Origin of the sequence: Chryseobacterium sp. MP_3.2 (genome assembly GCF_035984805.1) — a bacterium.
Classification (GTDB): Bacteria; Bacteroidota; Bacteroidia; order Flavobacteriales; family Weeksellaceae; genus Kaistella.
The window spans coordinates 11,844-24,659 of the sequence record NZ_JAXCHW010000004.1 but is presented as its reverse complement, the minus strand read 5'-3'; the positions used below and the strand labels follow the sequence as shown (position 1 = coordinate 24,659).

Genomic DNA, 12,816 nt, shown 5'->3' with positions numbered 1-12,816 from the left:
GTTACGAAAGTTTTGAATCGATTTTATGAAAAAGAAACTTTTGAGAAGGTGATTTTTGGCATTAATCTGAAAAGTATTCCAAAAAAAGAACGGACAAAAATGCCCGTTCTCCTTACGATTCAAATAATCGGAATTATATTTTTATCAAACCCAATTCCACCAATCTTTCATATAAAAATTCACCGGCGGTGGTGTCCTCATATAATTTTGGATTGTTTTCATCTACACAATTTTCTAAAGCAATCAGGGGCATTTCTCCCACTGGATGCATAAAAAACGGAATCGAATATCTGGAAGTTCCCCACATTTCCCGAGGTGGATTAACCACTTGGTGAATGGTAGATTTTAGTTTATTGTTCGTTAATCTAGACAACATATCACCCACATTAATCATCAACTCATCGGGTTGTGCGATCGCATCAATCCACTCGCCATCGTGATTCATCACTTGAAGACCTTTGCCTTGAGCGCCCATTAAGAGGGTTATCAAATTAATGTCACCATGAGCCGCTGCTCGAACTGCGTTATCTGGTTCCGAAGTTATGGGTGGATAATGAATGGGTCTTAAAATAGAGTTTCCTTCGCCCACGAATTTATCGAAATAAAATTCATCTAAGCCAAGATGAAGTGCCAAAGCTCTAAGAACATAAATTCCCGTTTTCTCGAGCATTTTGAAAGCTTCTTTACCGACTGCATTAAACTTGGGATTTTCTGCAACTTCTACATTATCTGGATACGTTTCAGCATACGCAGAACCTTCTTCCAAATACTGACCGAAATGCCAGAATTCTTTTAAGTCTCCTTTTTTGAAACCCTTAGCAGTTTCTTTCCCAAAACCCACGTAGCCACGCTGCCCACCGATTCCAGGGATTTCGTATTTCTGTTTTGTTTCTACACTCAGATCAAAGAATTGCTTCACTTCTTCATAAAGTTCAGCAACCAATTGGTCATCTAGAAAATGTCCTTTTAGCGCCACGAAGCCGATTTCTTCGTAGGCTTTTCCGATTTCATTTACAAATTTTTGTTTGCGTTCCGGGTCACCCGAAAGGAAATCACGCAAATCCACACTTGGGATCTGATTCATTTTGTTAGATTTAAAATTGAGTCGTAAAAATAAGATATTTTAGATTAAGGATTTAGTAGATTTATAAAGTGCAATTGCATTGATTGATGTAAAATAAAAAGCAGACTAAACTTTTAGCCCCGATCACAAGGAAAATCCTTTTTTTTGCAAGGGCAAATGCAGAGGGAAGAAAGATTGTAGTGAAGAGCGGGACTAATCCTCGGGATGTAAACTAGTCTTCACGCTTCGAAAAAACATAGTGCTGCGTTTTGTATTTTGATTTTTATTATGAGTAAATTTGCAATTCAACCCTTTTTATGAAACAATATTCTTCTAAAAGAAGCATTCAGATTTTAGCACATCTCCTAAAAGAATACGGAATTTTCGACATTGTAATTTCACCCGGTTCCAGAAACGCGCCCTTGGCAATACATTTCTCAGAAACCGATGCCTTTAATTGCTACAGCATTGTGGATGAAAGAAGTGCGGCTTTTGTGGGAATGGGAATGGCAAAAAGCACGAAAAAACCCGTAGCAATTACGTGTACAAGTGGTTCTGCATCGGCAAATTATTATCCTGCAATTACGGAAGCTTTTTACCAAAATACGCCTCTTTTAATTTTAACCGCAGACCGACCGACGGATTATGTAGATATTTTTGATGGTCAAACAATACGTCAGAAAGATCTCTATCAACAACATTCTTACGGTGATTTTCAGCTTTTAGAAGACGAGAAGGAAAACTCTGATGAAGAAAATTTTAACCTCATTAAAAAGGCTATTGAACTCTGCATAGAAAAACAAGGTCCGGTTCATATTAATATTCCCTTGACGGAACCTTTGTACCAATTGGTTTCTGAGCAACCTGCTTTTCCACCCGTGGAAAAAACCCTCCGTAAAAAAAAGGAAGAAATTCCGTCTCACTTAATTGCAGAATGGAATACGGCGAAAAGAATTATGATTTTGGTGGGAACACGGGATTACACGGAAAAGTTGGAAATGCAACTTTCTCAAATTGTTAAAAATCACAGTGCGGTGATTTTAAAAGAAGCCAACTCCAATTTAAAACACGATAAGTTTTTCGCCCATATTGATCGCTACATTTTTAATTTCAGCGAGAGTGACATGCAGCTTTACGCACCGGACTTACTCATCACGATTGGGCAAAATGTAGTTTCAAAAAAAATTAAACAGTTTTTAAGAAAAGCGAAACCAAAAAATCATTGGCACATTGATGAAGTGTGGCATCCCGATACTTTCTTTTCTCTTACGGCAAAAATAGAAAGCACAGCAGAACATTTTTTCGGAAAATTACTGAACCATATTCGCTTAGAACCTCAACCGTACTACAATTTATGGGATGTTTTACGGGATAAAAAAGATTTAAAACATGACGAGTATTGCTTGAAAACTCAATTTTCTGACTTTAAGCTCTTCGAAATTCTGGCAGAAAAAATTCCAAATAACATCAATCTTCATATCAGTAACTCTTCCGCCATCCGATATGCGCAACTATTTGATTTTCAAAAAAACAAGGTGTATTGTAACCGTGGAACAAGTGGAATTGATGGTTGTACTTCTACCGCGATGGGATTTGCCATGAAAAGCGTGGAGCAAACCGTGTTGGTAACAGGAGATTTAAGTTTCTTTTATGACATCAATGGTCTATGGAATAATTACATTCCGCCCTACACCAGAATTATTGTCTTTAATAACGGCGGCGGCGATATTTTCAAAATCATTCCGGGTCCAGATTCTACGAATGCTTTGGAGGAATTTATCTTAACTAAGCACCACAGATCCGCAGAACATGCCGCGAAAGATTTCGGATTTCAGTACACCAAAGTGGAAGATGAAGTGACGCTTGACCGCGTTTTGGATAATTTCTTTAAACATGATACGCGACCAAAAATTTTAGAAATTACTACGCAAGACATTGAAAATGCAGAAGTTTTGAAAGGGTACTTCGACTTTATGAAATAATTAGAAATTCATTTGCAAGCCGAACTTCACGCCAAATTTTGAAACATCTGGCCGATCTAAATAATTACCACGCCAGTTAAAATCTACGCGCAGAATTTTTAAATTGCCAAATCCAATATTTTCGAACCCAAAACCGTACTCATAGTAAATTTGCTCATTCGGCGCAGAATACAATTGATTTTCAAAATTGATATCTTTTGAAGCTTGACTTAAACTTCCGTATGCACCGCGCCAGAAAATAATTTCCCGAAGCTTCAACTTGTTGATCAAAGGAATAAAGGAAATCAGTTTCCCCTGAAAATGATGTTCCACATGCATGGTTGTATACGCATCGGCCACAAATTCATAATATTTTAAAAGGGCAAAAGTATTGGGAGCCAAGAAGTAAGATTGATTGCCAGGAATAATATTTTGAAGCGCCAAAGGGACGGTATTGAAATTTTTACCTGCTTCTACATTTAAAATCGTTCGACCCAAATTCCCTAAAATAATAGGTTGAGAATACAAAAACTGCAACTTATTATAATCAAAATCACCCTCTAAAACATTTTCAAAACCATGCGTAAACTTCAGCACAAATGTGGGCGAAAGAGTAGTGAAAGCATAGCGATCAACGCCATATTGGGAATATTTGGCGCCAGGAGTTGCCATCAAGGAAAAAGTAGTGTGAAAATCTGTAAGTTTAGATTTTAAACTGTTGTTTTTGTAGAAGTCTAAATTAAAATTTTGGGGGTTCGCAGATTTTATATTCTGGGTAGAAGCATCTAAACGCACTTCAAAATTTTTCACAGGCTCCAAGGAGAAGAAGAGATTATTCTGTTTTACGAAACTTAAAGAAGCATTAGTCCCGGAAGAAAAGACAGATGATGAAGCAAAAGATCTCGTCATAATTCCATCATCTGTGGTGAGTTGCGCACCCAACTGCATCACATCATTTCTACTACCAAAACCTAAAGTTGCGCGATTATCACGGTTAAACATGTAGCGACCTTCAAATCCATATTTGAATTTTTGATCATTAAATCCGTAGGCGGTGTAACCTTCAATTCTCCACATGTCATTCGGAGAAAAATAGGTTCTTGCGCCCAATCTAATGCGGTCACCTTCCACTTCATTATTTCCGTACACTGAAAAGATATCTCCAAAATCGATGGCTTTCCACGCGTTGATATAGCCAGATTCCAGAATTTCAACGAGTTTAACAATGCGTTTGAATTTTGGAACATTCTCCAATTCCGAAACCATTTTGTAGACATTCTTTTCGGATTCTAGCAAAGGTTCTTCGCGCTCTTCTTCCCAAAAGCTGTCTGGTTTTGTGAGGTCTGTATCGCTTAAAGTTTGGTTTTGATCCGTTAAAAATGAATCGGCAAAGTTTTGATCAAAAAGGTAATCGCTGAAAATATCTGTCTTTTTAAAAAGTACGCCTTTCGAATCTTTCTTCTTATTAAAAATGGACATCTCCAGTTCTGTGTATGTTTTTTTCGGCAGAAAAATGGTGTCATTGGGCGAATCATATTCCAGTTCCATGTAGATTCCATTCACGAAATTAACATTGATATTAGTGGTTGATTTCAGGGTAGCTTTCACCACGTTAAAAGTATCTCTTGAAATGTAGAGATTTCCTTGAAAAGCCAAAACTTCCTTTCTTTTCGGGCTGTATTTGATCATGTACGATTCGGTTCCATTTACAGAAAGAGAATCTGTAATTTCATAGTCATACGTATTAAATCCCTCCGAACCAACGGGACTTGGGAAACCAATATTGAAAAAATTGAGCGTGTTGTCGTAAAGATTTACGTCTTTAAACTGATTTTTTGCAGTAGAAGCGATCAGCTCATTGTTATTAAAACCAGAAAATTTATTGGCAACAATAATTTTGTTCTCCTTGTTTTCTAGAGCATTTTTGCCGTAGGTCTTATAAATCGTTTCATTAAAAAAAACAGGGAGCGTCAATTTTTTCTCATAATTAGCAGAATCTGCATAATCGAAAACAAACTCCAGTTGATCGAAAATCTTTCTCTCTCTAAAAGTACTGTCGATATTGTTTAAACCAATTTCAATTTTCTCATAATTCTTAAACTGGTAATCTTTGTAATTCGCAAGTCCATTGGTTTTTTTGCGTTTCCAAACTTCCTGCATTATCGCGTAGGCGGGATTTTCTTTTTTGTTCTTGTACTTCTTCTTCGTATTCCCTGCCAAAATAACTTCCTGAAGAACTTCAATTCTTTCCGGTTGTAGTTTGATGGTTAAGTTTTCAAATTTCAAATCGCTGAAATTCAACACTTCTGATTTGTAATTTTTTTTAGAAAAAGTGGCAGTTGCGATCCCAGAATCAGCTTCTATTAAAAACTGCGAATTGAGTGTAGTGGTTTTTGCAGCGTTTTGGTTATTGATAAAAATATCCACGCCAGAAAGAGGTTTCTGCGTTTTTTGATCAATTATGCTTCCAGAGATTTTGGATTGGGAAAAAACCATGGACCCCAAAATCAAAAAAAATAGGATGTTTAGCGAAAGGAATAATCGAAATATAAACGGACTTTTTTTATTCATAACCAAGTTGGCAATTTCCGGTGCGGAAAAATACAGTGGGGAAATCTACTAACGAGAAATTGGGTGATTTATTCCAAAGAAAAATCGGAGTCTGTAGGTAAATTACTGATTTTAGACATAGGATAAACAAACATATCATCAAAATCATTCATGGCATTAATGATCTGAAAATGCGAATATTGATCTAAATTCTGAAGTGTAATTTCTGCCTCTTTAATTTTTTTAGTTTTCAATAAGTGCTGTCTTTGCACTCCATTTAGCAAATATGTTTTCGGCGTAAACCAATCTTTTCCTTTCTTAAATAAGATATTGGAGTAAGAAGTATCTGTAATATAGTTGTTTTTTACGATAATGATTTCGTCTGCTTTCGCTTTCAATTTCATATTCTCTAATTCTTTTCTATCTGCAAATTTGTAGGAATAATCATAGGAATTATTTTCTACAAGCTGCACTTTGGCGATTTCGGAAATCGCGTAGGGAATTAGTTGTTTGGTAAATGTTTTATCCAAATTGTAGGTCAATTTCCATTTATACAGCCCATCTTCATCATGCTGCATGTCTGTAAATATTTTACCTAAATCTAGAGAACCTTCTTTTCCGAAATTTGCAAACGTAGCATTAACCCTTTGTTGGTGGAGATCTAAAAGAAAAACCTTTTGATCTTCTACTTTAATGCTTTCAATAAATTGGGACATAAATCTTATTTTTCATTTCTTCGTATTCGTCGGCAAATGTACTTAAATGAGTTATGCCACCACCACTTTTAAAGAAGAATTTGTCTTTTTCTTTTTCAATGAAGCGGATCATCACACAAGAATTTAAATCCTTACCATCAAACCAGCCACAAACGCCCGTGTAATAATTTCTGGGGAAATTTTCGGCTTCTAAAATTATTTCTAAAGTTTTTCTTTTCGGTGCGCCTAAAATTGAACCCGCAGGAAGCAAAGTTTTTAAAATACTTCCAACCTTTCCTTTAAATTCCTTTTTCACCACGCCAGAAATTTCGGAACTCATGGCATATAGATTTTTTTGTTGCGTTCTAAGAAAATCAATTCTCTGAAACTCATCCAGTTGAACCTCATCTGCGACCATGCTTAAATCATTTCTTAGCAAATCCACAACAGTATAATGTTCAGCCTTTTCCTTCAGGTCATTTTTTAATATCTCTGCGGCATTTTCTTTAGCGGCGTCAATGGTTCCTTTCATAGGATGCGTAAAAATTTTATCATTAATAATTTCCACGAAAGTTTCTGGAGAAAAAAAGACGAATTTTTCTGGATAGCACACTTTATATTTTGCTTTGGTGGCGTAGAAAAGTTCTTCTAAAGTATAATTGGTTTTAATTTCCGACTTGCACGTGTAATTGGTGAGATAAGAATTCCCTAATTTGAGGTTCTGCTGTACATGTTTAAATCCTATCTCGTACTCTTTTGCAGATGGTGGAAAGGAACTAAATTGAAAATCTCTTTTGATCGCTTCCGGATTTTTAGCATTGGTAAAGTTTTCAAAATCAATTAATAAACTTTTTTCTTCAATTTGCTCTCTTGTGAAAACTTCTACATTTTCCATAAAAAAATCGACCATAAAAAAGAAGGGAATTTTTCTTTGAGAAAAATCATCCATGAGGTCGAAATTGGAATGCGGTGCAGAAAACATGGGCACAAAAATAGGGAAAAGCGTGAAGATATCTTAAAATGTGAAGGGTTTAAATCTTAAAAGATTATTTTTGCGCCATGGAAAATAAATTAGCGAAAAACTCCCCTATAGAACTGCTTTTGAAAACTGCATTTATGTATTGGAAGAAAACCTTACTCTTTCAATTGGCGTACAGTTTACTTTATTTTTCCTTGTTCTTTTTAGGATATTATTACCTCTTCCAATATTTCGGATTGTGGGACGAGTTTACCAAACACAGCGATTTGTGGAGAACAGATTTGCCTGCTTTTAATAAAAAGATGGAAGAAGTAGCCGCTTTGCCCCAAATGCGAAATTTTGCTTTGGCTTTTTTTGTACTACTCGCTTTAATCAATCCGCTCAATGTGTCTTTTTATAAGATCTACAGAAAAATAGATTTGAAAGAAGAAGTGAAACTAAATGATTTGTTCGCGGGCTATTTGGGCTTTGATTTCTTCAAATTTTTTGGTTTCTACTTATTTTGGATTATCATTTTCACTTACGCAAATGCATTATTACTCTTAGGTTTTGTCTGGATTTTTATCACTTTATTTTCTATTCCGCTCATGTTTTTTCAAAATGTAAAAACGTTTGAAGGCATCTCTTTAGGATTTAAAGGAATTCGAAGAAACTTTACCACTATTGCAGTGTGTATGTTGGTTGCACTGCTCTTCGGGGCAAGTGGAATATTATTATGCGGATTTGGATTGTTGCTTACCTATCCTTTTTGGAATGCCATGGTTTACACCCTTTATCAACACATTTATAAAGAAGTAGGTTAAGATTCTACTTGCTCTTGTTTTTAATGAAATAAATTTTAAATTTGATTAACTTAAAAACTTAGCACTATGGAAAATTTTACAGATTTAAATCAATCTTCTGGACCCGAAAGGAATGCGTCCGCAATTATCAGTCACGCCCTCGAAATGTTCAAAGGAGTATTTGGTTACGGTATTCTCTTGATGGTCATTTACTTGATCGCCTCTCTGCTCGTTCAGCCTATTTCTGGATTTAATTCTCAAGAATTTTCGGAAGAAATAATGTCTGCAGATGGCGATTATTCTGCACTTAACTTTAGAAACATCCCAGGTCTAGGGGTTTATTATGGTTTAACCGGCTTGCTCGGGATATTAATTGCACCACTTTATGTAGGATTTATTTATATGGTAAATAAATATAATCTTAAGGAAGCCATTTCTTTCTCTGATTTATTTATTGGGTATAAGCAAAATTTTGTCAACATTATCATTTATGCTTTAATTTCAAGTATCATCCTTGCAATTTCGATGCTGCTCTGCGTAATACCCGTATTCTTCGTTTTCCCTTTGTTGCTTTTAGGCTATCCTATTCTGCTTTTTGAAAACGCGAGCTTTTCGGAAGCATTGAGCAAATCTTTCAACATCGCAAAAGAAAACTACGGAACTTTTCTCGGCACCGGACTTTTAGGGATTTTAATAAGTATTTCTGGAGTCTTACTTTGTGGAATCGGAATTTTAGTTACATTTCCTTTTTACTTAATCGTAATGTATTCTATTTACTGTGCTTATTGCGGAAGACCAAGACCCATCCTTTTACCTAAATAATTACTAACACAATATCCTTTTTTATTGTATTTTTGAAAGCGACAGAAAATTCTGTTGCTTTTTTTTAAATTCTAAGCTATGTTAAATACAAAAGATCAAATCAGCGGGACCAAAATTAAACAGGTGTTTTTACTAGCTCTAATCATCATTTTTTTGGGACTGGCTGCTTTTCACTTGGCTTTATTTATTCCAGCGCTTTTGGGAGCCATCACATTGTATATTGTGACGCGTAAATACAACTTGTATTTGCAAGAAGAGCGCAAATGGAAACCGTGGGCAGCTTCTACCGTGATTATCATGGCTACGCTGATTATTTTGATTTTGCCAATTTATTTTATCGTTGATATTTTGGTAGATAAGCTCGGCAATGCCGATGTTTATATGGAGAAGTTTAACATTTTCATCGATAAGATACATGATTTTGTTTATGACAAAGTAAAAATTGATATCCTGAGCAAAGAAAATATGGACAGCTTAAAAAGTACCGCCGGTAAATTTTCTACTGGGGCCTTAAGTACCACTTTTAATACGTTGACCATCATTGCGTCCATGTATTTCATCCTTTATTTTATGCTAGAGAAACCAAGATTTTTGGAAAGAATTGTAGCCAGCTCTGCGCCTCTAAAAAAATCCAACATGAATTTATTGGGAGAAAAATTCAGAAAAATGGTTATTGCCAATGCGATTGGGATTCCAGTAGTTGCCTTAGGACAAGGAGTGATTGCTGTTATTGGTTATTTTATTTTCGATGCGCCAAGTCCAGTTCTTCTCTTTTCTCTTACGGCTTTTGCCGCCATGTTGCCTATAGTAGGGGCGGCTATTATTTATTTACCCGTCTGTATTTTTATGATTGCAGAGGGAAATATCGGTGGCGGTGTCGGTTTGGCAGCCTACTGTATAATTGTGGTCGGCTTAACAGACAATCTTTTACGATTTACATTACTAAAAAGGCTGGAAAACATTCACCCCTTGAATACTGTTTTTGGGATCATTATGGGTATTAGCTTATTTGGATTTATGGGATTAATTTTCGGTCCCATCTTAATTTCCATCACGGTTCTCTTAATTCAGGTGTACAGAGATGAATTTTCTGAAGATGAAAATGAATTGATTATGCCAGAACCCAGGGAAATAGAACAAAAAATTGATCTGAGCATTTAAGATGGAGGAATTAAATACAGAGATTTTAAAGGAAATTTGTGAAGTAAAAATGCCCTTCGGGAAATACAAAGACATAATATTAGCAGATTTACCCATTAATTATTTAGAATGGTTTCAGCGACAAGGAATGCCCAAAGGTAAATTAGGCATGCAACTTTCTACAATTTATGAGATCAAATTAAACGGTTTGATGGATTTGCTCAAACCATTTCGTGGAAATTCTGAACCTAAAAAATCTAAAAAGACCGTTTATAAATTCTAAAGTTATAGAAATTTTGGGCGCAACCGTAAACCCAGAATTCTGAGCTGCTTTAATTGCAATATTGTGATCATTTAAGCCACCGCCACCTCCAGAAACTCCAATTCCGCCAACAAGAATTCCATCTTTAAAAATTGGAGTTCCGCCGCCTAACAATAACAATTCCGGCACGGAATTAAGATTTTTTGCATCTACACTTTTTTTCGCATTTTCCATTAAAGTGTAGCTCGCGGTTTTCGTGGATAAAGAAGTGAGGGCTTTTCTGCGCGAAGCCTCAGAGTTATGAGGTCCCACATTGTCGCCTTTCAGAATTAATAATGTTACTCCAGAAGCGTTAAGGACTGCTACAGAAATATTTTTATTCAGCTTTTTAGCCTCTAGATGGCTTGCTCTGCCAATAGTAGGGCTCCTTTTTAATTAAGCTCTAAGGATTTATCAACCGTTTGTGCAAATGAAAAGGTGGTAAAAACTAAAAATAGAACTGAAAAAGTTGGTTTAATTGATTGATCATTTTTTTTGTAATTAATTTTAAAAAATTGTGCAGAAGCTTATGCTTTTAAAACTGCAATTTCATCGCGTAATTTCGCAGCGGCAATGAAGTCTAAATTCTTGGCTGCTTTTTCCATGGCTTTCTGTTTTTCAGAAATTAAACCCATCAAATCTTCACTACCGTAAGTCGCTTTTTGCTCTGCAACTTTTTGCAGAATTGCCTTCTGTGTGTATTTCGGATCAGGAAAATCTTTGCTTCTGCCGACCAAAATTTCAGAGATTTTTTTGTTTAATGAAGTTGGAACCATGCCATGTTTTTCATTATATTCTATTTGCTTTTGGCGGCGATAACCTGTCTCATCGATGGTTGCCTGCATAGATTTCGTCATTTTATCGGCGTAGAGAATCGCTTTACCATTCAAATTTCTTGCAGCCCGACCTACAGTTTGAATCATGGATCGGCGGGAACGCAACATTCCTTCTTTATCGGCATCTAAGATTGCAACCAGAGAAACTTCTGGTAAATCTAAACCTTCTCTTAATAAATTGACACCTACCAAAACATCAAACAATCCGACGCGTAAATCCTGCATAATCTGAATTCGATCCAAAGTTTCTACATCGGAGTGAATATATCTGGTTCTAATTCCAAATTTTGTAAAATATTTGGTGAGTTCTTCGGCCATTTTCTTCGTTAAAGTCGTCACCAAAGTCCGCTCATCAACTTCTGCGCGTTTTCTGATTTCTTCCATCAAATCATCAATTTGATTTAAAGAAGGACGAACTTCAATGATTGGATCCAGCAACCCTGTTGGACGAATTAATTGTTCAATATAATCTCCACCCGTTTTCTCCATTTCATAATCTGCGGGCGTAGCGGAAACATAAATCACTTGATTTTGAATGGCTTCAAATTCTTCAAACTTCAAAGGACGGTTATCCATCGCAGCTGGAAGTCTGAATCCGTGCTCCACCAAAACTTCTTTCCGGCTTCGGTCACCACCATACATGGCGTGTACCTGCGGAACGGTTACGTGACTTTCATCAATGATCATCAAATAATCTTTTGGAAAATAATCCAGCAGACAGAAAGGTCTGGAACCTGGTAATCGTCCATCAAAGTAGCGGGAATAATTTTCTATTCCACTGCAATATCCCAACTCCTTCATCATCTCCAGATCAAGTTCTGTTCTTTCCTGCAATCTTTTTGCTTCAAAGGGTTTTTCAATGTCATTAAAGAAATCAACCTGTTTCACCATATCATCCTGAATTTCCCGAATTGCACCTTGCTGCGTCTCTTTGGAAGTCACAAACAGATTCGCGGGATAAATCTGAATCTGATCAAAATTGGCCATTACATTTCCAGACAATGGATCAAAACTTTGAATGGTCTCAATCTCGTCCCCAAAAAATTGGATGCGTATTGCATTATCTGCATACGCGGGAAACACATCTACCACATCACCTTTTACACGAAACGTACCTCGCGTAAACTCGTGCAACGTTCTTGAATACAAGGCATTAACTAAAGAATGAAGCAAATGAGTTCGGGTAACCTTTTGATTAATTTCGATTGAAATTAAGGACTTTTGAAATTCAGCTGGGTTTCCAACTCCATAAATACAGGAAACGGACGCCACAATCAAAACATCTCGTCGGCCGGAAAGTAAACTTGCCGTTGCAGAAAGACGTAATTTTTCGACTTCTTCATTGATAGATAAATCTTTTTCGATGTACGTATTGGTAGAAGCGATGAAAGCTTCAGGCTGGTAATAGTCATAATAAGACACGAAATATTCCACCGCATTTTCTGGGAAAAACTCTTTGAATTCCATGAAAAGCTGTGCGGCCAATGTTTTATTGTGTGCTAAAACCAAAGTTGGTTTTTGAACATTCTGAACTACATTTGCAACGGTAAAGGTTTTTCCGGACCCAGTTACTCCGAGAAGCGTCTGATATTTCTCCCCGATCTCAAGTCCTTCCGTCAATTTTTTGATGGCGTTGGGTTGATCTCCAGTTGGTTTATATTCTGATTCTAGTTGAAATTGCATAATA

The 12,816-nt window shown here is 36.2% G+C and carries 10 protein-coding genes and 1 pseudogene; 5 read left to right on the top strand and 6 right to left on the bottom strand.

The genetic code is table 11. From position 1 onward, the window contains the following. Positions 1-133 precede the first annotated feature (133 nt). Positions 134-1,084, bottom strand: a complete 951-nt coding sequence (locus RCH13_RS06960) for an isopenicillin N synthase family dioxygenase (RefSeq protein WP_326986514.1) — start codon at positions 1,082-1,084, stop codon at positions 134-136. Between the two features lie 296 nt (positions 1,085-1,380). On the opposite strand from RCH13_RS06960, the gene menD reads away from it, so the two are divergent. Then, positions 1,381-3,045 (top strand): 2-succinyl-5-enolpyruvyl-6-hydroxy-3-cyclohexene-1-carboxylic-acid synthase, encoded by a 1,665-nt coding sequence (gene menD / locus RCH13_RS06955; protein WP_326986513.1) that lies wholly within the window; start codon positions 1,381-1,383, stop codon positions 3,043-3,045. On the opposite strand, the gene RCH13_RS06950 is transcribed toward menD, so the two are convergent. The 3 genes from RCH13_RS06950 to RCH13_RS06940 all read right to left on the bottom strand — a co-directional run bounded on the left by RCH13_RS06950 (position 3,046) and on the right by RCH13_RS06940 (position 7,251). Beyond that, positions 3,046-5,520 carry a DUF5686 family protein gene (locus RCH13_RS06950; RefSeq protein WP_326986512.1) on the bottom strand — a complete coding sequence of 825 codons (2,475 nt, stop codon included), beginning with the start codon at positions 5,518-5,520 and terminating at the stop codon, positions 3,046-3,048. A 143-nt stretch (positions 5,521-5,663) separates the two neighbouring features. Further along, positions 5,664-6,290: an aminotransferase class IV gene (locus tag RCH13_RS06945; protein ID WP_326986511.1), complete on the bottom strand. Its 627-nt coding sequence runs from the start codon at positions 6,288-6,290 to the stop codon at positions 5,664-5,666. Beyond that, a complete protein-coding gene (locus RCH13_RS06940) occupies positions 6,274-7,251 on the bottom strand; it encodes an aminodeoxychorismate synthase component I (RefSeq protein ID WP_326986510.1) in 978 nt (325 codons plus the stop codon). The genes RCH13_RS06945 and RCH13_RS06940 overlap by 17 nt, the downstream gene beginning before the upstream one ends. A 77-nt stretch (positions 7,252-7,328) precedes the next feature. On the opposite strand from RCH13_RS06940, the gene RCH13_RS06935 reads away from it, so the two are divergent. The 4 genes from RCH13_RS06935 (at position 7,329) to RCH13_RS06920 (ending at position 10,275) form a co-directional block, all read left to right on the top strand. Further along, entirely contained in the window at positions 7,329-8,051 is a 723-nt protein-coding gene (locus RCH13_RS06935) for a hypothetical protein (protein WP_326986509.1), read from the top strand. Between the two features lie 66 nt (positions 8,052-8,117). After that, on the top strand, positions 8,118-8,852 hold the full coding sequence (locus RCH13_RS06930) for a beta-carotene 15,15'-monooxygenase (RefSeq protein ID WP_326986508.1): 735 nt from the start codon (positions 8,118-8,120) through the stop codon (positions 8,850-8,852). A gap of 78 nt (positions 8,853-8,930) precedes the next feature. Beyond that, positions 8,931-10,013, top strand: a complete 1,083-nt coding sequence (locus RCH13_RS06925) for an AI-2E family transporter (protein ID WP_326986507.1) — start codon at positions 8,931-8,933, stop codon at positions 10,011-10,013. 1 nt (position 10,014) lies between these two features. Then, complete coding sequence (locus RCH13_RS06920; protein WP_326986506.1) at positions 10,015-10,275, top strand: DUF3820 family protein; 261 nt, start codon at positions 10,015-10,017, stop codon at positions 10,273-10,275. Positions 10,276-10,296: 21 nt separating this feature from the next. Here the strand turns inward: RCH13_RS06920 and RCH13_RS06915 are convergent. Both RCH13_RS06915 and uvrB read right to left on the bottom strand, forming a co-directional pair. Continuing rightward, positions 10,297-10,772: pseudogene (locus tag RCH13_RS06915) on the bottom strand (GlcG/HbpS family heme-binding protein); the annotation flags it as partial. 48 nt (positions 10,773-10,820) lie between these two features. Continuing rightward, on the bottom strand, positions 10,821-12,812 hold the full coding sequence (gene uvrB, locus RCH13_RS06910; RefSeq protein WP_326986505.1) for an excinuclease ABC subunit UvrB: 1,992 nt from the start codon (positions 12,810-12,812) through the stop codon (positions 10,821-10,823). Positions 12,813-12,816: the final 4 nt, after the last annotated feature.

What these genes read in the sequence shown, in the direction of transcription:
- RCH13_RS06960 (WP_326986514.1), bottom strand. Translation starts at nt 1,084, where the DNA reads ATGAATCAGATCCCAAGTGTGGATTTGCGTGATTTCCTTTCGGGTGAC.
- menD (WP_326986513.1), top strand. Translation starts at nt 1,381, where the DNA reads ATGAAACAATATTCTTCTAAAAGAAGCATTCAGATTTTAGCACATCTC.
- RCH13_RS06950 (WP_326986512.1), bottom strand. Translation starts at nt 5,520, where the DNA reads ATGGTTTTTTCCCAATCCAAAATCTCTGGAAGCATAATTGATCAAAAA.
- RCH13_RS06945 (WP_326986511.1), bottom strand. Translation starts at nt 6,290, where the DNA reads ATGTCCCAATTTATTGAAAGCATTAAAGTAGAAGATCAAAAGGTTTTT.
- RCH13_RS06940 (WP_326986510.1), bottom strand. Translation starts at nt 7,251, where the DNA reads ATGTTTTCTGCACCGCATTCCAATTTCGACCTCATGGATGATTTTTCT.
- RCH13_RS06935 (WP_326986509.1), top strand. Translation starts at nt 7,329, where the DNA reads ATGGAAAATAAATTAGCGAAAAACTCCCCTATAGAACTGCTTTTGAAA.
- RCH13_RS06930 (WP_326986508.1), top strand. Translation starts at nt 8,118, where the DNA reads ATGGAAAATTTTACAGATTTAAATCAATCTTCTGGACCCGAAAGGAAT.
- RCH13_RS06925 (WP_326986507.1), top strand. Translation starts at nt 8,931, where the DNA reads ATGTTAAATACAAAAGATCAAATCAGCGGGACCAAAATTAAACAGGTG.
- RCH13_RS06920 (WP_326986506.1), top strand. Translation starts at nt 10,015, where the DNA reads ATGGAGGAATTAAATACAGAGATTTTAAAGGAAATTTGTGAAGTAAAA.
- uvrB (WP_326986505.1), bottom strand. Translation starts at nt 12,812, where the DNA reads ATGCAATTTCAACTAGAATCAGAATATAAACCAACTGGAGATCAACCC.